Raw genomic sequence first — 26,539 nt, 5'->3', positions numbered from 1 at the left:
ATATGATACAATGAATAAACAAACTGACAAGTCCCAGTGCGGATGTCGGCTAGTATGTTTTTAGAAAGGGATCGATGTATGCTTTACGTTTCTCCTGCCAAAATCGCAAGCTATTTTTATCATGAGTGCGAGCGAAATTTTTACTTTCAGTCGTTGGCGAAAGAACGACGCAGCGAGCTCGATGTGCCGGAAGAGCTGTTTGAGCGGCCCGCGGTGCATCAGGGAGTGCTGCGCCGAGGGGTTGAGTGGGAAGAGGAAGTGATTACGACCTATTTGGCCGGCCAGGTGAAGCTGGGGAAGCGAGAGCCTGGCGCGCTGATTTCCCACTGCTATTTGGATGGAGAGGAGACGATCCGCGAGCTGAAGCAGCCGAGCAAGCGCTATTTGTACCAGCCGACATTGATCGCGCCGCCGCGCTTTTACGAACGGTACGGGTTGGATCCAGAGGCGATCCGATTTGCGGCGTGCCGTCCGGATTTGATTGAGTGCATTCCTGGACAAAACGGCTTTGTGTTCCGTATCATTGACATCAAATCATCGGACGTGTTAAAGCTTTCCCACCGCGTGCAAACGGCGCTGTACGCGTTGATGTTATCCTCGGTGTTAGAGGAGCACGGCGTTAAGGGCAGCGTCGATTTGCGCGAAGCGGGGGTATGGACGTATAAAACCGAGCAGCCGCAGCCGGCGGATATCGGACAGCTGCTTCCGTTTCTTGAGCAGTTTTTGGCTGGCGAATTGACGGCGCTGGCCGAAAAGCAACTTGATGAGCTGTTTTGGCACTTGGATTACCGCTGTGAATGGTGCCCATTTTACGATTATTGTTTAGACAAAGCGCGGGAACAGTCGCATATTTCCCTCATTCCGTATTTATCAAGCCATGCGTCCCGCTTTATTCGCGAGCGGCAGCTGCCTGAGACGATCGGAGAGTTTCGCCAACTTCTTGAGCGTCAAGAAACGAGACACGTCCTAAAACAAAACGCTGGATTGGCGCGTCAACTTAGGCGGCTTGAAGCGCAGCTTGAGGCGATTGCGGAGGAAAAGGTCGTTCCGTATGACCGGGCGGTGACGCATATGCCGATATGGGAAGACATCCGTCTGATTCTCGCCGCGCAACGCGATCCGTTGACGGACAAAATCGCGGCAGCGTCGCTATACCGTGTTGGTGGAACAGATGTGTTTGGAACGGGATCGGAAATGCATCATGTTATTGCTGGTTCTCTGGAAGAATGCGACGCGGTCGGCCGAACGTTTGCCGATACGCTGGACCGCCTGCTTCAGACGGTGCACGATTACAACCGGGCGCGAGAATGGCGGGCGCAAAAATCGGTGCAGGCGTATGTCGCCGACAACTATGAATGGGACAATGTGCAGCAGTTGCTTCAAGCGCTTTTGTTCGATCCAGAATATAATGAAAAAGCGGTTCGGCTGCTGTCGTATTTCCATAGCAGCGTGCTATCAAGCGCCAGTGATCATCCAGATGAAATCGTTCCGCTTCCTGTCGTTGTGCTGACAACGGCCGTGAGCCAGCTGTTCGCCTTGCCGACGCATGTTGCGTACCGTCTTGAAGACTTGTCGCGATACATTGCGGCCTACCATGATTCGCCGTTTCTGTACTCGGCGAGCGAGCGCTTTTCGTTCCGCTTGACCAACGCCATGAAACTGGATGTGCTGCATGATGCCTGGCAAACAGGGGACATGGAAACACGACAAGCGGTCGAGAAGGAGCTGAGCCGCCGCCTTTGGGCCGCTCACAGCATCATTCAAGGCATCCGTGCGTGGGCCGAGAGCGTCCATCCTTCGCCGCTTATTGTCTGGCCGGAAAAATTTGCGTTTCCTCATTCGGCTGATTACCATGATCCGCTTGTGTCCAAGCTGGCGTTTATGGCGCGCTACGAGGCGCTATTAAACTGCTTGGATATTCGCCAAAAGCGCCTGCTTCCGCTTTCGGAGCGGCTTGAGAACGGAGTGACGCTTCATGTCACGTACCTTGGCGGCGATCGGTTCCGATTGAACAACCGCCAGGCGCTTGAAACGATCGACCAGAAGGCGAGCTGGCTTTTGACGGAGTGCAATGAGGAAGGGGAAAAGGCGCAACAGACGTTTCCTGATCATAAGTACGCCAGTGAATGGAAGACGCCCCAACGGGTTAATTTGTACTTTACCCGCATTCGCGCCATCGAAGATGATGGCAAGGCAGCTGAACTCGAGCTTGAGTTGCCCAAATGGCTCGATCGGTTCCCGCTTGTGGAAGGAGAGGAGTATTGGCTGTCGCTTCGGCATGCGGATTTTACCACCCCGCGCGTCTTGCAGGCGTTGCAACAGTTGGATCAGGACAATCATCGCATCTTGGACTTGATTCGCGATCCGATTCGCTATCGGAAAACGTTTCGTCCCAACTGGGATGCAGAGGAAGTCAAGGCGCTTCTCCGCCAAAGCGGGCTGACGAAAAGCCAGCGTCAGGCGTTTCTCCACTTTCTCCGCCATACGTTGACGCTCGTCTGGGGGCCGCCTGGCACCGGGAAAACGCATTTTATTGCCGTCGCTCTTCGGCTGCTTATGACGATTTACGAAAAGCATGGGCGCAGGCTTGCCATTCTTGTTTCGGGTTTCACCCATGCGGCGATCGAAAACGTTCTGCGCAAAATTCAGGAGCTTGCGCCGCGGCGCAGCGTCCATATCGCGAAACTTGGTGAGATTCAGACGGAAAACGCCAAAGGAATCGCCGAGGTGGCGGACCGTGACCTTCCCCGATGGCTGGGCAACGGCGGGCATCGGGTGCTTGGCGCCACGCTGTACGGCATTCAAAGGGCGTATGAAAAAGGCTGTTTAGAAGAGTTTGACGTCGTCATTCTGGATGAGGCGTCGCAAATCCGCGTGGCCGATTCACTGTTGGCGTTGCGCCATGTCAAAAAAGCAGGCAGGCTGCTTATCGTCGGCGACCATTTCCAGCTGCCGCCAATCATTCAAGGAACGTATGCGGCCGCGGAAGGGGAGCCGCACCTGTTCGACTCGATTTTCCGCCTGCTGTTTGACGCGGATGTGGAGAAGCGGTATACCCGCCAACTGACGGACAATTTCCGCATGAACGAGGCGCTTTGCCGCTACCCGGCCGAGCGGATTTACAGCTCCCAGTATACCGCGTTCACCCGCCAGATTGCCGAACAAACGTTGACGCTCGCCCCTGCGCCCCGGGCCGATGGGTGGATCGAAGCGGCGATCGACCCTGACTATCCGCTTGTCGTCTGCACGTATGACGGTGTATACGGTGCGCAAGAAAACGAGGCGGAGGCGCGCTGGGTGGCGAGCATCGCGAAGGTGTTGCGGGAACGGCTTCTCGACAGCGAGGGGAAACGGTACGATGACTCATCAGAAGGCGACCAAGCGTTTTGGCGCCGCGGGCTGTTTATCATTTCGCCTCATCGGGCGCAAATCCGCGCCATTCGCCGTGAGCTTGAACACCAAGGACTGCGTCCGCCGTTTTTCGTCGATACGGTTGATAAAATGCAAGGGCAAGAAGTGGATGCGGCGATCATCAGCTACGGCGTCGCCGATCCGGAACTGGCTGTGATGGAAGGGGAGTTCATCTATAGTTTGAACCGCCTCAACGTTTCGCTCACGCGGGCGCGGAAAAAGGCGATCCTCTTCCTCTCGCGCCAACTCATGTCGCCGCCGCTTCAGGTGATCGGCAACGAGGAATACCGTGAAGGAGTCAACTTTATGGTTGGGCTTGAGCAGTACGCTTTACGTCATGGGGAAGCGCAAACGTTTATGGTCGACGGTGTTGCGCTGCAAATGTACCGAGTCAGTCGTCCGAAGATGGAAAAGATGGACACTCTATGAAGCTGCTGAGTTTGACAGGAAAAAAGGATGAATCAAGGCGCTGTTCAACTTGAGAAATTCTTTGATGCATCCGAGAATCCCCTATTTTCTTGCTCAAAAACCGCATAAGCAGTCCCTATCCGCCATGCCGCCTTCTCCGTTTGTTGGCTCGTTTTGTTTTCTGTGCCGGAGGAGGGAGGGCATGGGGGACGGAATGGGGATTGATGTACGAACGGTGAATCGTTGATAAGAAAATGAAGGAAGGAAACCGCCGAGCCATGGCGAAATAATGGAAATAAGATTCGTCGATAAGAAACACTGCGCTGAGAATGCGCGGGAAGAGAGGGGGCGTGCCATGGCAAATGCCGGCGGGAGAAGACCGGTGTCGGATGCCAGATTGGAGGCGATCAAAAAGCTTTTTCCTAAAGCGGTGGTAGAGGGGGGCCTAGATTGGAAGCTGCTGCGGGAAGAGCTTGGTGATAGAGGAGAGGAAACGTATGCGTTCATGTGGCCGGGGAAGGCAGAGGCCAGGCGGCTCGCCGAAACACCTGCGTCCGGGGGGCTGCGGCCCGACCGGACAGCGAGCAAGCAGTGGGAGACAACAAACAATTGGTATATTGAAGGGGACAATTTAGAAGTATTAAAGCTGCTGCGGACGTCGCATGCAGGGGCCGTTCAAATGATTTACATCGACCCGCCGTACAACACCGGGAAAGTGCTGACGTATAAAGACCATTGGCGCCAAAAGAAGAGCGCGCCAGCTCGTAGGAAGGATATAGAGGAAGCGCGCGCTCATGCCGGCTGGCTCAACATGATGTACCCGCGCCTTTTGGTAGCGCGGGAGCTGTTGGCGGAGACAGGGGCGATGTTTATTTCCATTGATGATACAGAACAGGCGAATTTGAAAAAGATGTGCGATGAACTGTTTGGCGAGCGGAATTTTGTCGCCACGTTCATTTGGCAGCGGGCGTTTTCGCCTGTGAACATGAACAAGTTCGCTTCGCGCAACCATGATTTCATTTTATGTTATGCGAAAAACATTGACCGCCTCGCTTGGTACGGCTTGCCGCGCCATCCGGAAGCGGACGGGCGGTATGCCAATCCGGACAACGACCCGCGCGGGCCGTGGACGTCGGGCGATTTGTCGGTCGGTCCGCCGATTCCGGAAAAAATTTATGACATCGTGACGCCAGGCGGCCGGATTGTTTCGCCGCCCCATGGGTATTGTTGGCGGGTGACAAAGGAGCGCTTCGCCGAGCTGGCGGCGGACAACCGCATTTGGTTTGGCAAAGACGGCAACGGGGTGCCGCGCCTGAAGCGGTTTTTAAGCGAAGTGAAGCCGACGGTGACGCCGCTTACGATTTGGACGCATGATGAGGTGTCCCATTCGCAGGAGGCGAAAAAAGAGTTAAAGGAGCTGTTCGGCGGGCTGGCGGTGATGGATTACCCGAAGCCGGTGAAGCTCATTCAGCGCATGGTGGCGCTGACCACGAGGGATGACGACCTCATCCTCGACTTTTTTTCCGGTTCGGCGACAACAGCCCATGCCGTCATGCAGCAAAACGCTGAAGACGGCGGTCGGCGGTCGTTTCTCATGGTGCAGCTTCCCGAGCCGCTTGCAGAAACGTCAGCGGCGTATCGGGCGGGGTTTCGAACGATTTGCGACATCGGCCGCGAGCGCATTCACCGCGCGGGAGAGAAAATCGTCCGTGAAACGGGGAAGACGGAGCTTGATATTGGCTTCCGCGTGTTTCGGCTCGAGAAGAAATCGAAGCAGCCCGCTCGCTAGGCGGACGGGCTGCTTTTCGATTCGGCTGATGAAAAGCGCTTTGGTAAAACAGGCGTTGCGTCTATGTTCCGAGTCCCTGATGTCCGTCGTTTCAGGCGCTTTTTACAATGACGCCGCAGCCCAACGGTCGTTGACAAAGACGTCGTACTCCGCAGCAATCGTTTCTTTAAGCTCCGCCAAGGACGGAATGCCGTCGGCGAACGTGTAGGTGTCAAGGCAAATGAGGGAGTATTCGTCACCGGGATCAAATATGATGGTGACCACCTCTTCCGTTCCAGCGTCCACTTGCCGGACGATGTCGCCGTCTTCTGGCTCAACGAGTACGTTTTGGTACGTTTCGCGGATGACATAGTAGCCTTCTTGCAATTGTTCAGTGAATAGATGTTCGATGTCCGTCAGTTCGTGGACGATCATGTTTAGGCCTCCTGGTTTGTGAAATTATTCTCAATGTCAGTATACAACGTAGTCGTTGTCGATATAATATATGCCGTGGAAAGTTCGAAAAGTTGTCATGTTTGCATGCCAAGCGTAGATAAGGTTGGGTGCAGGATTGATAAGGGAAAATAGCAGCTTCCTGCAAAAAGAAAGCGCCCTCGTGGGAGGGTGATGTCAACGTTTAACCAGTGACACTGCTTTGCCTTCGTCATCGATAGGCTGTTCAGGTGTAAATGATTCATTATTTTGCGATTTCTGTCGGACTGTTATGTTTTGAATCGAAAAGGGTGATTTGTTCATACTCGCCTTCCTTTAATACGCTTTGGTCGTTTTTCATTAAGTAGGTGTAGACACCAATTGCAATGAACAATCCAAATGTCCACGCGTTGTCCCAAAGAAAACGAAGTGGTGGTATGAATAAACCAAGTACAGGAATAACGACTCCCACAATCAGTGCGTACACTCCGTTTTTGTTAAACCCATTTGCATAATTGTAACGGCCATTCGGTTTATACAGTTCTTTTAAGTGCAACTGTCTTCGGCGAACGAGCCAATAGTCCGCAATAGCAATGCCGTCAATGGGTCCAAGCAAAGCGGCGTATGTGCCAAGCCAGCCGAATATATAATTTCCAAAATTGGACATAATATACCATGGCTGCAATAAAATAGCGAATAGTCCTGTGATAATCGCGCCAATTCCAAATGTAATTCGCTTCGGATATAAATTTTCGATCGCTCGGGCAGGGGCAACCACGTTGGCGCCCACATTAATAGTTACAGAAGAGATGACAATAATAATAGTCCCTAATAGAATGACAAATGTGGGAAATTTAGCTAACAGCTGCACGGGATCCCAAATGGCTTGACCAAAAATCACAATGGTTGCTGAAGTTACGGCGATTCCGATAAATGAAAAAACAGTCATTGTAATAGGCAAGGATAAACTTTGGGCGACCATTTGTGATTTCTGACTCTGTGCGTATCGGCAAAAATCAGGGATGTTTAATGCCAATGTGGCCCAAAAGCCGATGACGCCAGTTAAAGAAGGGAAAAAGACTTTCAAAAATTCACCGGTTGTTTCGAACTTAGAAGGAGTCTCTAAAATCGGTCCCCATCCTCCGGCGTTCGTAAATGCCCAAATGAGCAAAATGATGGAAGAAATCCCGACAACAGGTGCAGCCACTGCGCTTAGCTTTTTGATGCCTTCTGGACCTCTATAAGCAACGCTGATATTTAAGATCCAAAATAATGCAAATACAATGGCTGTATGTCCCGGTAAATTCCCCCACGAAGAGAATGATGCCATGAGTAATGTGTCAATGGCTTCTGTTCCGATCCACGTATTGATTCCAAACCATCCGGCTGCTACAAGGGCCCGGGCTAAAGTGGGAATATGGGCGCCTTTATCTCCAAACCAAAGCCGGGCAAACACAGGATAAGGAATCCCGAATTTTGTTCCTGCATGAGAGTTTAATAAAATCGGAATAAGGACGATCACGTTTCCCAGAAAAATGGTACCAACAGCTTGCCACCAGTTCATTCCTAAAGCAATCATGCCGCTGGCCATGGTGTATGAAGGAATGCATAAACACATTCCAATCCACAATGTAGCAAAATTGATTCCTTTCCATGAATGTTCTTGCCTTGTTGTCGGACGCAAGTCATCATTCCATAAAGGACTTCCACTGACTTCTTGTGCGGCTTCCTCCGTCAAGACCACAATCCCATTGTGTTCAATTTGTGTTTTCATTCATATCCCCCTTTTTTAAAATCCAGTGTATAAAATAGAAATTTAAGAAAATTCTATCTATACTATGTAAATTTTTCATTATACGATTTGTCAAATAAGAAAAAGAGAAATCTATTCATTATGTAAAATGTGTAACTATTCCTCACATTTTGATGTTCTCAATCCTAGAAGGCCGGTGAAAAACGGTGACTTTCGCTTAATCAGTGTTTTGGGGCGCGAGAGAAGGCCTGGTTTTAAAAGGTTTCTCAACTTGAGAAAACGATGTTTTTCGTGGTTTTTTCACTAAATCACCACCCTTCTAGGGAGCAACTTCGTCTAGCTGTATATTTATTTCGCTGGAATTTACATAGTGAACAATCAATGTTTTCTATTATTTAACAAAGTGTATAATGAAAAGCTGGTGATTTACTATGTAGAATATTCTTAAAGTTCAGCCTAATTGTGAAACCAGATAAAATGAAAAAGGAGTGATTGGAGCATGGCTGATCAAGTGACCATTGGTTTGATCCAAGCTTCTCATAATGTGCATGGGGACGAGCCGGTCGAGGTTCATAAGGAAAAGGCGATTGAAAAGCACGTCAAGATTGTCAAGGAGGCAAAAGATCGGGGAGCACAAATCATCTGTTTGCAAGAGATTTTCTATGGCCCGTATTTCTGCGCCGAGCAAAACACAAAATGGTATGAGGCGGCGGAAGAAATTCCAAATGGTCCGACGACCAAAATGTTTCAGGAAATAGCAAAACAGCTGGGGGTAGTGATCGTTCTACCGATTTATGAAAGGGAAGGAATTGCTACTTACTATAATACGGCAGCTGTCATTGATGCCGATGGAACCTACTTAGGAAAGTATCGCAAACAGCATATTCCGCATGTCGGGGTAGGAAACGAGGGCTGTGGATTTTGGGAAAAATTTTATTTTAAGCCTGGAAATTTAGGCTATCCGGTATTTGATACCGCATTTGCTAAGATCGGCGTTTATATTTGTTATGACCGTCATTTCCCAGAGGGAGCGCGAATTTTGGGACTAAAAGGCGCTGAAATTGTGTTCAATCCATCCGCTACGGTAGCAGGTCTCTCCGAATATTTATGGAAACTGGAACAACCGGCTCATGCCGTTGCCAATGGCTATTACGTGGCTGCCATCAATCGGGTTGGATATGAAGCACCGTGGAACATGGGAGAGTTTTATGGGCAGTCTTACTTGGTTGATCCTAGAGGGAACTTTGTGGCCATGGGCAGCCGTGATCAAGATGAAGTGGTGATTGGCGTCATGAATAAGAAGATGATTCGGGAAGTGCGCGATACTTGGCAATTTTACCGTGATCGTCGTCCGGAAACCTATAGTGAAATGACGGCTTTACTTCCATAGAAAGCAACGAGAAAGGGGGGGAGGGAAATGACTCTATTCCCTTTCTTTAAAAATGACTCGTGGAGGGGGATGGAGATGGAGCAATCACGTTTGGAAAAGAACTTTGAAGAAGTAGAGCCTGGCTTGACAGATCGAGAAGCAATGGAAGAAGCGAATCGATGTTTGTACTGTTATGACGCTCCTTGTATTCGGGCTTGTCCGACAGGGATTGATATCCCCGCTTTTATCAAAAAAATTGCTTCTGGGAATGTAAAAGGGTCAGCGAAAACCATTATGTTGTCAAACCCGGTTGGTGCCAGTTGTGCAAGAGTGTGTCCGACAGAGGAATTATGTGAAGGGGCTTGTGTTTTAAATCATTCTACAAAACCCATTATGATTGGAAAATTGCAGCGATATGCGACCGATTGGGCGATCCGAAATAAAGAAGTGTTATTCCAAGCGGGACGAAAAAATGGAAAAACAGTGGCGGTTGTCGGCGGCGGCCCTGCTGGATTATCATCGGCCAGAGAACTAGCTCGTCTTGGATATGAAGTGACCATTTTTGAAGCGGAGAACCAAGCAGGCGGGCTAAACACGTATGGCATTGTTTCTTTCCGCCTCCCTCAAAATATCTCGTTGTGGGAAGTCAATCAAATCAAAAGCTTAGGCGTGCAAATCCGCACGAATACAAGGGTTGGTAAGGATATTGAAGTAAACGAGCTCCTAGAAAATTATGATGCTGTTGTTTTAGCTGTTGGCATGGGGAAAGTGCCAAAGTTAGGAATCCCGGGAGAAGATTTGGACGGAGTATATGATGCCATTGAGTTGATTAAAGAGACGAAAACAAAACCGTTGACTGATCGGCTGGCGGGGAAAAGGGTAGTTGTGATAGGTGCGGGAAATACCGCGATTGATGCAGCTACCTGTTCGGTGCGTCTAGGAGCGGAAAATGTAAAAATTTTATATCGCCGGACGAAAGAAGAAATGACAGCTTATGAATTTGAGTATAAGTTTGCCAAACAGGATGGTGTCGAATTTCGCTGGCTAACAGCACCCAAAAGGATTATTGGCGACAGTAAGGGCAAGGTTACTCATGTTGAATGCGTTCGGATGGAATTGGGAGAACCAGACGCTGATGGCCGCCGCCGCCCTCTTCCGGTTGAGGGATCGGAATTTATTATGCCGGTTGATGTTGTCATTAAAGCCATTGGGCAAGAGCGCCATATCGAATTGATTGAAGCTTTTGGATTAGAGCATGATCATGGCGTAGTCAAGGTGAATCCTGAAACTTATCAAACGTCGAATCCGAAGGTGTTTGCTTGTGGGGATGTGATTTTTGAAAGAGGAAAAGGCGAAGCGATGGTGGTGGTGGCAGCGCAGCAAGGGAAGGAAGCAGCTTACGGGATTCATCGATATTTGACAAAGGCAGTAAGCGAAACGGCCTAAATGAGAGGAGGGAACGGCAATGGCTGATTTAAGCATTAACTTAGCGGGTATCAAGTCCCCCAATCCATTTTGGCTCGCTTCCGCCCCTCCCACCAATTCGGGGTATCAAGTGCAAAGGGCATTTGAGGCAGGTTGGGGAGGAGCGGTATGGAAAACATTAGGGGAACCTATTTTGAATGTATCGTCCCGATTTGCGGCAATCAGTTTTAACGGACAGCGAGTCATGGGCTTTAACAATATTGAATTAATCACGGATCGTCCTCTTGAGGAAAATTTAAAGGAAATTTATGAGACGAAAAAACGTTTTCCTGACCGGGCTGTCGTTGCTTCTTTGATGGTCGAGCCCAAGCGCGAAAAATGGCATGAGATTGTGAAGCGAGTAGAAGATGTGGGCGTGGATGGGTTGGAACTCAATTTTGGCTGTCCGCATGGAATGGCGGAACGTGGGATGGGATCGGCATCAGGTCAAGTGCCAGAATTGGTCGAACGACAAACATATTGGGTCAAAGAGGTGGCACGCACCCCTGTCATTGTCAAATTAACTCCTAATATTACCGATATTACGGCGACCGCTGAAGCGGCTGCCCAAGGCGGGGCAGATGCCATCAGTTTGATCAACACAATCAATAGTCTCATGGGGGTGGACTTAGATACGTGGAATACGATTCCACATGTAGCAGGAAAGGGGGCGCACGGGGGATACTGCGGTCCAGCAGTAAAACCCATTGCTTTAAATATGGTGGCCGAATGCGCGCGACACCCGCGTATCCGTATTCCGATTTCGGGAATTGGCGGGATCTCCAATTGGAGAGATGCCGTTGAGTTTATGTTAATGGGAGCGACAGGAGTTCAAGTGTGCACGGCGGTTATGCACCATGGGTTTCGGATTATCGAGGATATGATTGAAGGGTTGAATCACTATCTTGATGAAAAAGGAATTGCTTCCGTAATGGATATTGTAGGGAAATCAGTGTCAAAGTATTCTGATTGGGGAGATTTGGACCTCAATTATAAGGTTGTGGCGCGAATTCATCGTGAGCGCTGTATTCAGTGCAATAAGTGCTACATTTCTTGTGAAGATGCTTCCCATCAATGCATTGAGCGTCTCGTAGACGAAAACGGAAAAGAATATTTAAAAGTGCGCGAAGAAGATTGTGTAGGATGCAATTTATGTTCCATCGTCTGTCCGGTTGACGGAGCGATTGAGATGGTCGAAGTGCCAAGCGAACATCCCCCGATGACATGGAATGAACGGCAAGCGGCCCTTGGTCGGCTAAGCGGTTGCAGTGTGGATATCAAATCATTATAAATGAAGGAGGGTATCATGATGACAAAATTGATAAAAAATGGAACAATTGTCACCGCTACAGATATATATGAAGCCGATCTCCTCATTCAAGATGGGAAAATTGCAGTAATCGGAAGAAATTTAGATGAGAGCGGAGCGGAAGTGATTGATGCCACAGGTTGTTATGTGTTTCCAGGAGGCATTGATCCGCACACCCATTTAGATATGCCGTTTGGCGGCACTGTGACAAAAGACGACTTTGAGTCGGGGACGATTGCCGCCGCATTTGGCGGGACGACGACCATTATTGATTTTTGCTTAACGAATAAAGGTGAGCCCCTGAAAAAAGCGATTGAAACTTGGCATAACAAAGCGACGGGGAAAGCGGTGATCGATTATGGGTTCCATTTGATGATCAGTGAAATAACGGACGATGTGCTTGAAGAGCTTCCAAAAGTGATCGAAGAAGAAGGAATTACCTCCTTTAAAGTATTTATGGCGTATAAAAATGTGTTTCAAGCTGATGATGGAACCTTGTATCGGACGCTAGTCGCGGCAAAAGAACTCGGAGCACTTGTCATGGTGCATGCCGAGAATGGAGACGTGATTGACTATTTAACGAAAAAAGCCTTGGAGGACGGGCATACTGATCCGATTTATCATGCATTAACGAGACCTCCAGAGCTAGAAGGAGAAGCAACGGGGCGCGCCTGTCAATTGACAGAACTCGCTGGTTCGCAATTGTACGTCGTTCATGTATCGTGTGCTCAAGCGGTAGAGAAAATTGCTGAAGCACGCAATAAGGGGTTGAATGTATGGGGCGAAACTTGTCCCCAGTATCTGGTGCTCGATCAGTCCTATTTAGAAAAGCCGAATTTTGAAGGTGCTAAATATGTATGGTCACCGCCGCTTCGTGAGAAATGGCATCAAGAAGTACTATGGAATGCCTTGAAAAACGGCCAGCTGCAAACGCTCGGATCTGACCAATGCTCATTTGATTTTAAAGGCCAAAAAGAATTAGGAAGGGGAGATTTTACCAAAATCCCAAATGGTGGTCCTATTATTGAGGATCGGGTGAGTATTCTTTTCAGTGAAGGAGTGAAAAAAGGGAGAATTACCCTCAACCAGTTTGTTGATATTGTATCAACAAGAATCGCCAAATTGTTTGGTCTATTCCCGAAGAAAGGAACCATTGCCGTCGGTGCGGATGCGGATTTAGTCATTTTTGATCCAACGGTTGAACGGGTGATTTCAGCCGAAACACACCATATGGCTGTGGATTATAATCCGTTTGAAGGGATGAAAGTAACAGGGGAACCCGTGTCGGTTTTATGTAGAGGAGAATTTGTGGTACGTGATAAACAATTTGTCGGGAAACCGGGGTACGGCCAATATGTTAAACGCGCGAAATATGGGGCGCTAATGGCCGACCAAGATGTGGTGAAAATGTCCTAACGTAAATAAATCATTGAACACCAACAAGCTGTGCCTGGCGGTAAGGATGCGGGTCACGACGAGAAGCGGGGGGGGGGGGTGTGTGATGACTTACCATCAGTTTCTACGTGAGCGAGAAAAGATCGATTACTTAATTGAACAAGGATACTATATGAAAAGCGTAAAAGAAAATTTAAGCGGATCGTTTGTTGAATTTGAGAAAGAAGACTCTTTGTCAGAAACAAGAGATATCCAAACACTGCATATTACAAACGCTGATGCACGCAAATATTTTTCGTCATTATTAATCCGCCAGCTCAGAAAACACCACGAATAGAGAGAAGAGTGATGCACGTCACGATAAGCGCCGGAACGAGTCCCTCTATATATCCTTAATCATTATAGAGGCAGGGCCGGCGCTTTGATTTTCATGAAACAGAGTGCGAATCGCCTAAATGAATGTCACATCTCATAACATAAAACGCAATCGATGATGTTGCTTTCTATATAATGAAACGTAAAAGGTCATATATAAGCCAAGCCGTTACATAAAAATTTGTGATAGAAGCAGGAGCGACCGTTTACGCTGCCTAATATTAAAATGGCATTGCCATGATTGGTGTAAGGGGAGTGAAACAAAGTGTATGAAGACTCCTACATTAACGGTTTCTGATATTCTAAAGCGGAAACATTTTGAACATGTTGAAGTGGTTGCAGGGCATAATGGGCTCAACCGCACTGTAAAATGGGTTCATGTTGTCGAAGTTGCGAAAATCCATCATCTGTTAAACGGAAAAGAGCTGATTTTATCTACTGGGGTAGGATGGAAAGAAAATAAGGAACTGTTTCGATCGTTTGTAGAACAGCTTATCAACTGTGACGCTTCAGGATTATGTATTGAAATCGGTATGCATACTCCTTCTGTTCCGCAAGAAGTAATCGATTTAGCGAATGCGCATCACTTTCCGATCATTCTCTTTCTCAAAGAAGTGCCTTTCGTTGAGATCACCCAAGACATCCACACTTATTTAATTAACCAACACTATGAAATCATCTCCGGACTAGAATCATATTCACAGCAATTAAACAAAAAATTACTTTCAATGGACCATTATAGTGAAATTTTAAAACTATTGCACCACTATTCGGGACATCAAGTGGTTTTTAAAATAAACGGCAGAGAGGTGGAGATATTTCCTAAATACAGCAAAACATTTAAGGAAGAACAGTTGATAGTTGACGACAACGCAGCTTCCAAGAAAAGAGTGGCCACCCAACCGATCCAATTTCTCGGGAATGAATATGCTGAGCTATCCATTGTGTCAATCGGAAAGGAAATCAGCGAATTTGATCTGCTGATTTTGGATCGTACGGCAACTGCGCTGGCACAGCATCTGCTTCGTGATTTGTATGTCGATGAAAAAAAGAGAGTAGAAGAAAATGAGTGGTTGAAAAGCTGGCTAGAGGGAGAGCATCCCATTGAAAATGTGTTTAGTTATTTGGCTGAGTATGGGGCAGAGCCAAATCCAAAAGGAGGGACAGTGCTTGTTGTCCGTTTTAAATCTTCAATGAAGCAATGCTCGAATTTAGACATGATTTATTTTAAAATGCTATGCCGGACGATTTTTGAACAACAAGGTTTTTCGACATTTCCTGTCGATTTTCACAGCAGCATCGTATTTATTATGATCAATAACAGGGAAATGAAAACATGGAAAAGTCGAATGAAAATTGGACTGAATTCTTTGCTTGAATCGGATTATATTCAAAAGAAGAAATTACCCCAATTTGTTGTCGGGGTCGGAAAATTTATCGAAAATGTTTCTCATATGGACAAAAGTTATCGGACGGCTTTAGAGACGATCAAAATTCAACATCATCTTGGCGGCAGAGCCAATAGCTGTTTTTATGAGGATTTGCATATCTATCGAATTATTTCCCTTATCCATAAATACAATGATTTGCATGAAGTCGTCATGGAATACTTAGAGCCTGTTCTTCAATACGATGAAAAATATAATGGAAACTTGTTGGAAACGTTAAAGGTATATTTGGCGTGTAACGGTTCAAAAAAAGAAACCGCACAAAGACTATTTGTCGTTAGGCAAACGCTGTATCATCGAATCCAAAAACTAGAGTCGCTTTTAGGAGAGGATTTTATGAATCCAGAAAAACGGCTCGCTATTGAGTTTATGATCAAGGCATATGAATATTTACACTCGCAAAGTATGGAAAACAAATATGTGCAGCATGATCGGTTGCGAAGATTGTAAGTAAGAAGTCTCCCCCTGAGAAGCGAAAAGCAGAAGATGCCGTATGCTTCTAGGGGGATTTCTTTCGTAAAAACATCCATGAGCAATTTTTTGCTCTCCACCGACATGGAAAATCTCAGTCCAAGGCACGCGCATTTTTAAAATTTGGTCACATTGTGGAATAAATAGGCTAATCGTTTTTACGCTTTGTCTAGTGAAGGCAATCAAAAACTGGAGGATAATTTTGTATAACAATACAAAATATTTAGATCATGAACAAAGATAGGGATAAGGAGGAGAATCTGATGTCCATCACCAAACCGGAAACAACGGTTCTCAAAAACTATATCGCAGGACAGTGGGTGGCATCGAGTGGCACAGAAACGCTAGAAGTCCCGAACCCGGCGACTGGGGAAGTGTTGGCGCGTGTTCCGATCTCAACCAAAGAGGATGTCGATCAAGCGGTGCAAGCTGCCAAGAAAGCGTTTGCGACGTGGAAAGATGTCCCTGTTCCAAAACGAGCGCGGATTATGTTTTCATTTCACCATTTGTTAAACCAGCATCATGAGGAATTAGCGGAGCTTGTCGTACAGGAAAATGGCAAAGCGTATAAAGAAGCGTACGGAGAAATTCAACGGGGGATTGAATGCGTGGAGTTTGCAGCCGGCGCTCCGACTTTGCTGATGGGGGAATCGCTGTCGAATATTGCGGAAGAGATTGACTCGGAAATGTTTCGTTATCCGTTGGGAGTTGTGGCAGGGATCACTCCGTTCAATTTCCCCATGATGGTGCCGCTTTGGATGTTCCCGTTGGCGATTGTGTGCGGCAATACGTTTGTATTGAAGCCATCGGAACGGACGCCCATTTTGGCCAATAAGTTAGCAGAACTGTTTACGGAGGCAGGTGCCCCTCCTGGGGTGCTAAATGTCGTTCATGGAGCGCATGAGGTGGTCAATGCCTTGATTGATCATGAAGACATTCGTGCGATTTCATTTGTTGGTTCACAGCCGGTGGCCAAGTATGTGTATGAACGGGCAGCGGCGCAAGGCAAACGCGTGCAGGCGTTATCGGGGGCGAAAAATCATCATATTGTCATGCCAGATGCGGATGTAGAGACGGCCGTACAACATGTGATCAGCTCAGCGTTTGGCAGCGCGGGCCAGCGTTGCATGGCTTGCAGTGCAGTGGTGATTGTCGGGGAAAACGAAACGTTCGTCCGTCGGTTGAAACAAAAAGCGGATGAGTTGATTATTGGGAATGGCATGGATCCGGAAGTGTTATTAACCCCGGTCATTCGGCAGTCTCACCGTGAAAAGGTGCTAGGCTACATTCAGAAGGGGATTGAAGAGGGCGCGGTATTGCTTCGCGATGGGCGAAAGGAAATGGATGACAGACCCGAAGGCAATTTTTTAGGTCCCACGATTTTTGATTATGTCACCCCGGATATGACAATCGCGACAGAAGAGATCTTCGCGCCTGTATTAAGTTTGCTGAGGGCCAATGATTTAGATGAAGCGCTCAGCTATATTCGGAAGTCTCGGTATGGGAACGGGGCGACGATTTATACAAAGGATGCGAAGGCCGTCCGGAAATTCCGTGAAGAGGCCGATGCGGGGATGTTGGGCATTAACGTCGGCGTGCCGGCGACGATGGCGTTTTTCCCGTTCTCTGGCTGGAAAGATTCGTTTTACGGTGATCTTCATGTGAATGGAAAAGATGGCGTGAATTTTTACACGCGCAAAAAGATGATTACTTCTCGGTTTGATTTTTAACCTGTGTTGGGTGAAAGGGGCAGAGAATCATGCAAACTGAACAACCCCACCAACTGTGGCTCGACAAAGATGACCGATATATCTGGCATTCGATGAAGCCATATAACCCTCAAGCAACGCTGATTGCGGCTGAAGCGAAAGGCTGCTGGGTGACGGATGCAGCTGGCCGCCAGTATTTGGATGCCATGGCGGGGCTTTGGTGCGTCAACATTGGCTATGGGCGCGAGGAACTAGCTGAAGCGGCGTATGAGCAGCTGAAGACGCTGGCGTATTTCCCGCTCACGCAAAGCCACCTGCCGGCCATCGGGCTCGGGGAAAAACTCAACGAACTGTTAGGCGATGAGTATGTGATTTTCTTTTCCAACAGCGGGTCGGAAGCAAACGAAACGGCGTTTAAAATCGCCCGCCAATACCATCAGCAACGCGGAGAGCATCACCGGTACAAAATGATTTCCCGCTACCGGGCGTACCATGGGAATTCGATGGGGGCGCTCTCAGCCACCGGGCAGGCGCAGCGGAAATACAAATACGAACCGCTTGCGCCAGGGTTCATCCACGTGCCGCCGCCGGATGTGTACCGCGACCCGGATGCGGCGGACGATCCGCGCCGGTTGCGGGCGGTCAAGGCCATTGATGATGTCATGACGTGGGAGTTGAGTGAAACGATTGCGGCCGTCATTATGGAGCCGATCATCACCGGGGGCGGTGTGCTCATTCCTCCGGACGGGTATATGAAAGCGGTCAAAGAAGTGTGTGAAAAGCACGGCGCTTTGCTGATTGTCGATGAAGTCATCTGCGGCTTCGGCCGGACGGGAGCGGCGTTCGGATTTCAACACTACGGCGTCAAGCCGGACATTATCACGATGGCAAAAGGCATTACGAGCGCGTATTTGCCGCTGGCGGCAACGGCGGTGCGAAAAGAGATTTATGAAGCGTTCAAGGGAACGGATGAATACGACTACTTCCGCCATGTCAATACGTTTGGCGGCCACCCGGCTTCGTGCGCGGTGGCGCTGAAAAACATCGAGATTATGGAGGAAGAGCGGCTGTTTGACCGCTCGCGCGAGGCTGGGGAATGGCTGCTTGATGAGCTGAAAACGAACTTGGCCAACCACCCGTATGTCGGCGATGTGCGGGGCAAAGGGCTGCTTGTCGGCATTGAGCTTGTCGCTGACAAAGCGACGAAAGAGCCGCTCGATGTGTCGCTTGTCAATCAAGTGATCCATCGATGCAAAGAAAACGGCCTCATCATCGGCAAAAACGGAACGACGGTCGCCGGGTACAACAACGTGCTCACCTTGTCGCCGCCGCTTTGCATCACGGATGATGAACTTTCGTTTGTGGTCCGCGTCTTGAGCGGGGCGCTAGCGGCCATTCAATAAGAAGAACGACAAACGTCAGCCGGATCGACAGGCTGGCGTTTTGTTTGCCTTCGTGCAGACATTCGGAAAAACATAGAAGCAGGCCGCTGTCGCTAGGGTTGGACGTTCTCCCGGCTTCGAGATGGGAGATTCTTAGACACCTGCCTTAGGGCAGGCTGCTGGATCATCGATTCCTGTGCGTTTGACGAAAGATCGATCATGAACACTGAATGGTCAGAACCGTTTTAACTCCATTCCAATACATACGTTAGTGGAATAGCTAAGTCCTTAAATTGTGCGGAATGCAGCGTGTCTTGTTGCCCGTATGTGGCATGCCGTTGATAGGCCCCTTCGTGCAAATGGTATACATGAACCATTTTGTTAGCCGTATCGACGATCCAATATTCCGCAATGCCATAGTGTTGGTAAGTATAAAATTTTTCGTTGTAATCTTTTAAAGCGGTTGAAGGTGACAAGACTTCAACAACTAGCGCAGGCGCCCCGTAACACCCTTTTTTGACAATCTGTTTTTTATTGCAAATCACGGCAATATCGGGTTGGACAATGTCATCAGGGGTTTCATACGTTTCATTTTTGCTAAGGAATACATCAAATGGCGCCATAAAGACGTAACAACGTTGGTTTTGGAAAAAATGGCGCAAAGCAAAATACAATTCTCCGACTGCAAATTGATGTTCCGAAGATGGAGCAGGTGTCATATTATAGGCTTTTCCATTTATCAGTTCCCAGCGGCCTTCCCATGTTTTCCAGTCAGCGTACGTGTAAATTTTGTTCAAGTCAGGGGTATTGCCCACTGTTTCACCTTCTTTCATCTTAAAGATATGTTTGTTTACAGTTTAACATAAAGAAGTCAAGGAAGTGTAGGAAGGACTTTCATGAGACATTTATTCATCACCCGCCTACGCTCACAACCGGAAGCGAGGGTTTTCTTGGTTCAGAAAGGAATCTGGCGTTTGGTTGTCGAATGACATGAGAGAAGAATGCATGAAGAAAGGGAGAGGAAGGATGTCCGCATTTCAAGCGTTTGTCGTCAACAAAACCGAAACAGAATTTACCGCCGGTGTGCAGACGATATCCATGGATGATTTGCCGGAAGGAGACGTCGTTGTCCGCGTCCATTATTCAAGCGTCAACTACAAAGATGGATTAGCGTCCATTCCGGACGGCAAAATTGTGAAAACGTATCCGTTCGTGCCGGGAATTGATTTGGCCGGGGTGGTTGTTTCGTCGCAACATCCGCGCTTCCGCGAAGGGGACGAGGTGATCGCGACCGGTTATGAAATCGGTGTGACGCATTTCGGGGGCTACAGTGAATATGCTCGCCTGCACGGCGATTGGCTCGTGCCGCTGCCAAAAGGGTTGACGTTGAAAGAAGCGATGGCGATCGGCACAGCTGGGTTCACCGCGGCATTGTCCATTCATCGTCTTGAGGAGCAGGGGTTGACGCCGGAGCACGGGCCGGTGCTTGTCACGGGGGCGACGGGCGGCGTCGGGAGTCTGGCCGTGTCGATGCTATCGAAGCGCGGCTATACGGTGGAAGCGAGCACAGGCAAAACGGCGGAGCACGACTATTTGCGCGCCCTCGGCGCCAAGGAAGTGTTGACGCGCGAAGACGTCACGGCTGAACGCATTCGTCCGCTTGATAAGCAGCGCTGGGCCGCGGCGGTCGACCCGGTCGGCGGCCGGACGCTGGCGACGGTGTTAAGCCGCATCCGCTACGGCGGAGCGGTGGCGGTGAGTGGGTTGACAGGCGGCGTCGAGGTGCCGACAACCGTCCATCCATTCATTTTGCGCGGCGTCAGCTTGCTTGGCGTTGATTCCGTCTATTGTCCAATGGATTTGCGTTTGCGCATTTGGGAGCGGCTCGCTGGCGACTTAAAGCCGGATTTGGAGGGGATTGTTCAAGAAATTTCGCTCGCTGAATTGCCGCAAGCGCTTGAGCGCATTTTGCGCGGCGAGCTGCGCGGCCGGACGGTCGTGCGGTTAGGATGACGTTCGGACGCAATCGAACGGAAGCAGCGTCCGAACTTGGTGCTCTCCACATCTTCTTTTTGAATGATCCTTGATGAGTGAAGGCGACGGAAAGGGGAAGTGTGCAGAAGAAGAAAGGAAAGACGCAGGGGGAAGCACCTGCGTCTTTTTTTTGTGATCTCGAACCCATTTTTCGACGTGAGCGTAGGCGGAGGAGCGTTCACCCCCGCAATTGATACCGCTCGAGCTCCGCGAAAAAGTCTTTCACAAACCGGTAAAACACTTTCACCGACGGAGCGAGTTCGTGGTGGTCGGAAATGATAATGCCGACGTTGCGCTTTACTTGCGGCATCTCGATCGGCACTTTGGCGGCGTAGCGAAGAAGGCTTTCCGACAAGGCGCTTTCCGGCAGGAGGGTCACGCCGATGCCAGCGGAGACAAGCCCTTTAATGGCATCGAGATCTTCGCCTTCCGATGAAATGTTGGGCGAGAATCCGGCTTGGTGGCAAGCGTCAATGACGATTTGATGCAAAATGTATCCTTTTGGAAACGTTACAAATGGATCATGGCGCAGTTCGTTCAATACGATCCGGTCGCGGCGGGCGAGCGGATGGCTGTTCGGCAGGAGGGCGGCAAACGGTTCGGAAAACAAAATTTCTCCTTTAATGCCGATTTCACGAACCGGAATCGGTCCGAGAAAGGCAAGGTCGATCTCCCGTTTTTTCACCGCTTCGATTAAATAATAGTACGACCCTTGGCGGAGATGGAACGAGACGTTTGGGTGCTCCGCTTTAAAGGCGGAGATGACCATCGGCATCATGTGGCTTGCCAGGCTTGTCGGAAACCCGATTTTAATCGTTCCGCGTTCCGGGTCCAAATACTCTTCGATTTGTTGCTTTGCATCCTCGACCGCCTTTAACACCGCTTCGGCGTGCGGCAAAAAATGGCGGCCGATCGGGGTGAGCTTCACGTTTCGCCCTTCCCGTTCAAACAGCTGCACGCCAAGCTCCGCTTCGAGGTTGGCAATTTGCCGGCTGATCGCCGACTGCGCGACATGGAGGGCGTCGGCGGCTTCGGAGACGTGTTCGCGCCGGGCGACTTCCACGAAATATTGCAGTTGCCGCAGCTCCATTTTTCTCCCTCCTTTTGATTGATCGCAAAAAGAGATGGATTTTATCTAAATTATATATTGTTTATATTAATTTTGAAAACTACAATGAATATTACAGACAATTCGGAACGGGAGGGGAAGGCAGCATGAAACACTACGGATTACCGGAAGCACAAGGGCTGTATCGCCCGGAATTTGAACATGATGCATGCGGGATCGGGTTTTATGCTCATTTGAAAGGAAAACCGTCACATGACATTATCGAAAAAGCGCTCCATATGCTTCGCCAGCTTGAACACCGCGGCGGACAAGGAAGCGATCCGGAAACAGGTGATGGCGCGGGCATTATGACGCAAATTCCGCACGAATACTTTCAAACGGTGTGCGGTGGGATGAACTTGCCGGAAAAAGGGCGCTACGGGGTCGGAATGTTCTTTTTGCCGGAACAGGAAGAGAAGCGGGCGTATTACGAAGCGAAATTCAATGAAATCGTTGCGAAAGAGGGGCAGCGCCTGCTCGGTTGGCGGACCGTGCCGGTTGACAACGACAAGCTTGGCAAACTGGCGCGGCAAAGCAAGCCCTTCATCCGTCAAGTATTTGTCGCGGCAAGTGATGACGTGGCTGATGAGTTGGCGTTTGAACGGAAGCTGTATGTGATCCGCAAACAATTCGAAAAATGTGTGGAACACAACGAGTGCTATGTAGCGAGCTTCTCGAGCCGGACGATCGTGTATAAAGGGCTTTTGACGCCGGAACAAATCGATGCGTTTTATTTGGATTTGCAAGATGAACGGTTCCATTCGGCGTTTGCTCTCGTGCACTCGCGCTTCAGCACGAACACGTTTCCGAGCTGGGAGCGGGCCCATCCGAACCGCTACTTGATCCATAACGGCGAGATCAACACGCTGCGCGGCAACGTCAACTGGATGGCGGCGCGCGAGAAACAATTTGTGTCCGAAGCGTTCGGCGCGGATTTGGAAAAAGTCGTGCCGATTTTGGATACAAACGGCAGCGACTCGTCGATTTTGGACAATGCGTTTGAATTTTTCGTTCTCGCTGGCCGGAAGCCGGCTCATGTCGCCATGATGCTCATTCCGGAACCGTGGTTTTGGGATGAGCAGATGGACGGGGCGAAAAAGGCGTTTTACGAGTACCACAGCTGTCTCATGGAGCCGTGGGACGGACCGACGGCGATTTCGTTCACCGACGGCAAGCAAATCGGCGCCATTTTGGACCGAAACGGTTTGCGTCCGGCCCGCTATTACGTCACCAAAGACGACTACATTATTTTCTCATCCGAAGTCGGCGTCATCGATGTTGACCCGAACAACATTTTATATAAAGAGCGGCTGAGCCCGGGGAAAATGCTGTTGGTTGACCTCGAGCAAGGGCGCATCATCTCCGACCAGGAAATCAAGGAAGAAATGGCTCATGAAAAGCCATATCGCCAATGGATCAACGAGCAAATGATCACGCTTGGCGATCTGGAAATTCCGGAGGACGTCGAAGCGCCGAAGCAGCTTGTCAAGCTGCAAAAAGCGTTCGGCTACACGTTTGAAGATGTGGAAAAAACGATTTTGCCGATGGCGACGGAGGGGAAAGATCCGACGGGGGCGATGGGCATGGATGCGCCGCTTGCCGTGCTGTCCGAGCGGCCGCAAAGCTTGTTCAACTACTTCAAGCAGCTGTTCGCCCAAGTGACAAATCCGCCGATTGACGCCATCCGCGAATATGTCGTCACGTCAACGATGACGCTGCTCGGCAAAGAAGGGAACATTTTGCATCCGGACGCCAAAGCGGCGCGGCGCATTCGCCTTGAGACGCCGTTGTTGACGAACGAAGAACTGGCGGCGTTAAAAGCGAATCCACACCCGGAATTTGCGTGCGCGGTGTTGCCGACCTTGTTTACCGCCGATTTGAAAACGGCGCTTGATGAGCTGTTTGCCAAAGCGGATGAAGCCATTGCAAACGGCGCGGCGCTTCTCGTGTTGTCCGACCGCGGCGTTGATGAAACGCATGTGGCGATTCCGGTGTTGCTGGCGGTAAGCGGGCTTCATCAACACCTCGTCCGCAACGGGATGCGCACGAACGTCAGCCTGCTGGTCGAAAGCGGCGAAGCACGTGAAGTGCATCATTTTGCGGCGCTCATCGGCTACGGGGCCGATGCCATCAACCCATATTTGGCGCTCGAGACGATCCGCCAGGCGTCAGAAAACGGCACGATCGCCTTGTCGTACCGGGAAGCGGCGAAAACATACATCAAGGCGGCTGTTGACGGCGTCGTCAAAGTGATGTCGAAAATGGGCATTTCGACGGTGCAAAGCTACCGCGGCGCGCAAATTTTTGAAGCGGTCGGCATCGGCGACGATGTCATTGAGGAATACTTCACCGGCACGGCGTCGCAAATCGGCGGCATCGGGCTTGCGGAAATTGCGAAAGAAGCGAAAATGCGCCACGAAGCCGCTTTTGGAGCGCGGCATGAAGACGATGTGCTCGATGCGGGCAGCGAGCTGCAATGGCGGCGCAACGGCGAACATCACGCGTTCAACCCAAAGACGATCCATTTGCTGCAGTGGGCGTGCCGGAAAAACGACTACAATTTGTATAAACAATATTCCAAACTGGCGAATGAAGAACAGTTGACGTTTTTGCGCAACTTGTTCGACTTCGATTCGAAGCGCCCTCCGGTGCCGATTGACGAAGTCGAGCCGGTTGAATCGATCGTCCGCCGCTTTAAAACCGGCGCGATGTCGTTCGGCTCGATCAGCCAAGAGGCGCATGAGGCGCTGGCGATCGCCATGAACCGAATCGGCGGAAAAAGCAACAGCGGTGAGGGCGGCGAAGATCCAGCCCGCTACGTGAAAGACGAAAACGGCGACTGGCGCCGCAGCGCGATTAAACAAGTCGCGTCCGGACGTTTTGGCGTAAAAAGCCATTATTTGGTCAATGCCGATGAATTGCAAATCAAAATGGCCCAAGGAGCAAAACCAGGCGAAGGCGGCCAGCTTCCGGCCAATAAAGTGTATCCGTGGGTCGGCAAAGTGCGCGGCTCAACGCCGGGAGTCGAGCTCATTTCCCCGCCGCCGCACCATGACATTTACTCGATTGAAGATTTGGCCCAACTCATTTATGATTTGAAAAACGCCAACAAAGATGCGCGCATCAGCGTCAAGCTCGTCGCCAAGGCCGGCGTCGGCACAATCGCGGCTGGCGTGGCGAAAGGGAACGCCGATGTCATCGTCATTAGCGGCTATGACGGCGGCACGGGGGCGTCGCCCAAAACGAGCATCAAGCATGCCGGCTTGCCGTGGGAGCTCGGATTGGCGGAAACGCATCAGACGCTCATGTTGAATGGTTTGCGAGACCGCGTCGTCTTGGAAACGGACGGAAAATTGATGACAGGACGCGATGTTGTCATGGCCGCTTTGTTCGGCGCTGAAGAGTTTGGGTTTGCGACGGCTCCGCTTGTCGTCTTAGGCTGTGTCATGATGCGCGTCTGTCATTTGGATACGTGTCCGGTCGGCGTGGCGACGCAAAATCCGGAGCTGCGCAAGAAATTTACCGGCGAGCCGGACCATGTCGTCAATTTCATGTATTTCGTCGCTCAGGAAGTGCGGGAAATGATGGCGGAACTCGGATTCCGCACGATCGACGAAATGGTCGGCCGCGTTGACGTCTTAAAAGTGAGCGAACGGGCGAAAGCGCATTGGAAAGCGAAACATCTTGACTTGTCCCGCCTCTTGTATCAAGTCGATGGCCCGCGCACAGGCAGCAAAGGGCAAAACCATCGAATGGAAGAGACGCTCGACTATACGGAAATTTTGCCGGCGGTGCAGCCAGCGCTCGAGCGGCAGGAGCCGGTCGAACTTCACCTCGCCATCCGCAACGTCCACCGCACGGTCGGGGCGATGACAGGAAGCGAAATCTCGAAGCGCTACGGCGAGGAAGGGCTGCCGGATGATACGATCCGCCTCCATTTCACCGGATCGGCTGGGCAAAGCTTTGCAGCATTTGTGCCGAAAGGGATGACGCTTGAGCTCGTCGGCGACGCGAATGATTACGTCGGCAAAGGGCTTTCCGGCGGCAAAGTGATCGTCCGTCCGCCGCATGAGGCGCCGTTTGCCGCGGCTGACAACGTGATCATTGGCAACGTGGCGTTTTACGGGGCTACAAGCGGCGAAGCGTACATTCGCGGCCGCGCTGGGGAGCGGTTCTGCGTCCGCAACAGCGGCGTCTATGCCGTTGTTGAGGGAGTCGGCGACCATGGCTGCGAATATATGACCGGCGGCCGCGTCGTCATTCTCGGTTCGGTTGGCAAAAACTTCGCCGCCGGCATGTCCGGTGGGATCGCTTACGTTCTTGCCGATGAAGACAGCTGGAGGGAAACAGCCAACGGCGAGCTCGTTTCGTTTGAACCGCTTGCAGATGAAGCCGAAATTTTGGAAGTGCGCCGGATGATCGAAAACCATTACCGCTATACAGGAAGCCCGCGGGCCGCGTTGGTGCTCGAAGAATGGGACGCTTACGTCCGCCGCTTCGTCAAAGTCATTCCGCGCAACTATAAACTGATGATCGAGACGATCGAAACGCTCGAACAGTCCGGACTTTCGCACGAAGAAGCCGTCATGGCGGCGTTTGAAACAGTGGCAAAACAGAAAAAAGCGGCTGTCGGCGGCGTCCATCAGCTGCAAGCGGTGGCGAAGTAACGCTGTGGCTTGCGATTGGCCGCGAAGCCGCTTCGG

16 protein-coding genes are annotated in these 26,539 nt (G+C 50.2%); 12 read left to right on the top strand and 4 right to left on the bottom strand.

Features of this window, described 5'->3' with window-relative positions:
* Window positions 1-78: 78 nt before the first annotated feature.
* On the top strand, window positions 79-3,840 hold the full coding sequence (locus tag B9L19_RS11275; RefSeq protein WP_047753260.1) for a bifunctional RecB family nuclease/DEAD/DEAH box helicase: 3,762 nt from the start codon (window positions 79-81) through the stop codon (window positions 3,838-3,840).
* Between the two features lie 334 nt (window positions 3,841-4,174).
* Window positions 4,175-5,608 carry a site-specific DNA-methyltransferase gene (locus tag B9L19_RS11270; protein ID WP_047753259.1) on the top strand — a complete coding sequence of 478 codons (1,434 nt, stop codon included), beginning with the start codon at window positions 4,175-4,177 and terminating at the stop codon, window positions 5,606-5,608.
* A 102-nt stretch (window positions 5,609-5,710) separates the two neighbouring features.
* On the opposite strand, the gene B9L19_RS11265 is transcribed toward B9L19_RS11270, so the two are convergent.
* Together B9L19_RS11265 and B9L19_RS11260 are read right to left on the bottom strand one after the other, a co-directional pair.
* Complete coding sequence (locus B9L19_RS11265) at window positions 5,711-6,022, bottom strand: hypothetical protein (protein ID WP_025951277.1); 312 nt, start codon at window positions 6,020-6,022, stop codon at window positions 5,711-5,713.
* Window positions 6,023-6,284: 262 nt separating this feature from the next.
* Window positions 6,285-7,793, bottom strand: coding sequence for an NCS1 family nucleobase:cation symporter-1 (locus B9L19_RS11260; protein ID WP_047753258.1), 1,509 nt, complete (start codon window positions 7,791-7,793; stop codon window positions 6,285-6,287).
* 478 nt (window positions 7,794-8,271) lie between these two features.
* Between B9L19_RS11260 and B9L19_RS11255 the strand changes: the two genes are divergently transcribed.
* From B9L19_RS11255 to B9L19_RS11220, 8 genes are all read left to right on the top strand, one after another.
* The gene (locus B9L19_RS11255) at window positions 8,272-9,162 is read left to right on the top strand and encodes a nitrilase-related carbon-nitrogen hydrolase (RefSeq protein ID WP_047753257.1); all 891 of its coding nucleotides are present in this window, start codon (window positions 8,272-8,274) and stop codon (window positions 9,160-9,162) included.
* Window positions 9,163-9,237: 75 nt separating this feature from the next.
* Window positions 9,238-10,587, top strand: coding sequence for an NAD(P)-dependent oxidoreductase (locus tag B9L19_RS11250; protein WP_198527169.1), 1,350 nt, complete (start codon window positions 9,238-9,240; stop codon window positions 10,585-10,587).
* 19 nt (window positions 10,588-10,606) lie between these two features.
* On the top strand, window positions 10,607-11,896 hold the full coding sequence (preA, locus tag B9L19_RS11245; protein WP_013523521.1) for an NAD-dependent dihydropyrimidine dehydrogenase subunit PreA: 1,290 nt from the start codon (window positions 10,607-10,609) through the stop codon (window positions 11,894-11,896).
* Window positions 11,897-11,914: 18 nt separating this feature from the next.
* Window positions 11,915-13,330: a dihydropyrimidinase gene (hydA, locus tag B9L19_RS11240; RefSeq protein WP_033012436.1), complete on the top strand. Its 1,416-nt coding sequence runs from the start codon at window positions 11,915-11,917 to the stop codon at window positions 13,328-13,330.
* An 85-nt stretch (window positions 13,331-13,415) separates the two neighbouring features.
* Window positions 13,416-13,646 carry a hypothetical protein gene (locus B9L19_RS11235; protein WP_011230920.1) on the top strand — a complete coding sequence of 77 codons (231 nt, stop codon included), beginning with the start codon at window positions 13,416-13,418 and terminating at the stop codon, window positions 13,644-13,646.
* 307 nt (window positions 13,647-13,953) lie between these two features.
* Window positions 13,954-15,582, top strand: coding sequence for a PucR family transcriptional regulator (locus B9L19_RS11230; protein WP_047753256.1), 1,629 nt, complete (start codon window positions 13,954-13,956; stop codon window positions 15,580-15,582).
* A 284-nt stretch (window positions 15,583-15,866) separates the two neighbouring features.
* Window positions 15,867-17,333, top strand: coding sequence for a CoA-acylating methylmalonate-semialdehyde dehydrogenase (locus tag B9L19_RS11225; protein WP_047753255.1), 1,467 nt, complete (start codon window positions 15,867-15,869; stop codon window positions 17,331-17,333).
* A 29-nt stretch (window positions 17,334-17,362) separates the two neighbouring features.
* A complete protein-coding gene (locus tag B9L19_RS11220) occupies window positions 17,363-18,715 on the top strand; it encodes an aspartate aminotransferase family protein (RefSeq protein ID WP_047753254.1) in 1,353 nt (450 codons plus the stop codon).
* A 224-nt stretch (window positions 18,716-18,939) separates the two neighbouring features.
* Here the strand turns inward: B9L19_RS11220 and B9L19_RS11215 are convergent, their stop codons facing one another.
* Window positions 18,940-19,527 carry a Uma2 family endonuclease gene (locus tag B9L19_RS11215; protein WP_047753253.1) on the bottom strand — a complete coding sequence of 196 codons (588 nt, stop codon included), beginning with the start codon at window positions 19,525-19,527 and terminating at the stop codon, window positions 18,940-18,942.
* A gap of 193 nt (window positions 19,528-19,720) precedes the next feature.
* Between B9L19_RS11215 and B9L19_RS11210 the strand changes: the two genes are divergently transcribed.
* The gene (locus B9L19_RS11210; protein ID WP_047753252.1) at window positions 19,721-20,707 is read left to right on the top strand and encodes an NADPH:quinone oxidoreductase family protein; all 987 of its coding nucleotides are present in this window, start codon (window positions 19,721-19,723) and stop codon (window positions 20,705-20,707) included.
* Between the two features lie 199 nt (window positions 20,708-20,906).
* Here B9L19_RS11210 and gltC read toward each other — a convergent pair whose 3' ends face one another.
* Window positions 20,907-21,818 (bottom strand): glutamate biosynthesis transcriptional regulator GltC, encoded by a 912-nt coding sequence (gene gltC, locus B9L19_RS11205; RefSeq protein WP_015374618.1) that lies wholly within the window; start codon window positions 21,816-21,818, stop codon window positions 20,907-20,909.
* A 125-nt stretch (window positions 21,819-21,943) separates the two neighbouring features.
* On the opposite strand from gltC, the gene gltB reads away from it, so the two are divergent.
* Window positions 21,944-26,503 carry a glutamate synthase large subunit gene (gene gltB, locus B9L19_RS11200; protein ID WP_047753251.1) on the top strand — a complete coding sequence of 1,520 codons (4,560 nt, stop codon included), beginning with the start codon at window positions 21,944-21,946 and terminating at the stop codon, window positions 26,501-26,503.
* The last annotated feature ends 36 nt before the right edge of the window (window positions 26,504-26,539 follow it).

The organism is Geobacillus thermocatenulatus, from assembly GCF_002217655.1.
GTDB lineage: Bacteria > Bacillota > Bacilli > Bacillales > Anoxybacillaceae > Geobacillus > Geobacillus thermocatenulatus.
Note: the sequence above shows the minus strand (reverse complement) of the source record. Positions and strands in the feature narration are given on the sequence as shown.

Coding starts and splice junctions, on each gene's coding strand:
- B9L19_RS11275 (WP_047753260.1), top strand. CDS start 79: ATGCTTTACGTTTCTCCTGCCAAAATCGCAAGCTATTTTTATCATGAG.
- B9L19_RS11270 (WP_047753259.1), top strand. CDS start 4,175: ATGGCAAATGCCGGCGGGAGAAGACCGGTGTCGGATGCCAGATTGGAG.
- B9L19_RS11265 (WP_025951277.1), bottom strand. CDS start 6,022: ATGATCGTCCACGAACTGACGGACATCGAACATCTATTCACTGAACAA.
- B9L19_RS11260 (WP_047753258.1), bottom strand. CDS start 7,793: ATGAAAACACAAATTGAACACAATGGGATTGTGGTCTTGACGGAGGAA.
- B9L19_RS11255 (WP_047753257.1), top strand. CDS start 8,272: ATGGCTGATCAAGTGACCATTGGTTTGATCCAAGCTTCTCATAATGTG.
- B9L19_RS11250 (WP_198527169.1), top strand. CDS start 9,238: ATGGAGCAATCACGTTTGGAAAAGAACTTTGAAGAAGTAGAGCCTGGC.
- preA (WP_013523521.1), top strand. CDS start 10,607: ATGGCTGATTTAAGCATTAACTTAGCGGGTATCAAGTCCCCCAATCCA.
- hydA (WP_033012436.1), top strand. CDS start 11,915: ATGACAAAATTGATAAAAAATGGAACAATTGTCACCGCTACAGATATA.
- B9L19_RS11235 (WP_011230920.1), top strand. CDS start 13,416: ATGACTTACCATCAGTTTCTACGTGAGCGAGAAAAGATCGATTACTTA.
- B9L19_RS11230 (WP_047753256.1), top strand. CDS start 13,954: ATGAAGACTCCTACATTAACGGTTTCTGATATTCTAAAGCGGAAACAT.
- B9L19_RS11225 (WP_047753255.1), top strand. CDS start 15,867: ATGTCCATCACCAAACCGGAAACAACGGTTCTCAAAAACTATATCGCA.
- B9L19_RS11220 (WP_047753254.1), top strand. CDS start 17,363: ATGCAAACTGAACAACCCCACCAACTGTGGCTCGACAAAGATGACCGA.
- B9L19_RS11215 (WP_047753253.1), bottom strand. CDS start 19,527: ATGAAAGAAGGTGAAACAGTGGGCAATACCCCTGACTTGAACAAAATT.
- B9L19_RS11210 (WP_047753252.1), top strand. CDS start 19,721: ATGTCCGCATTTCAAGCGTTTGTCGTCAACAAAACCGAAACAGAATTT.
- gltC (WP_015374618.1), bottom strand. CDS start 21,818: ATGGAGCTGCGGCAACTGCAATATTTCGTGGAAGTCGCCCGGCGCGAA.
- gltB (WP_047753251.1), top strand. CDS start 21,944: ATGAAACACTACGGATTACCGGAAGCACAAGGGCTGTATCGCCCGGAA.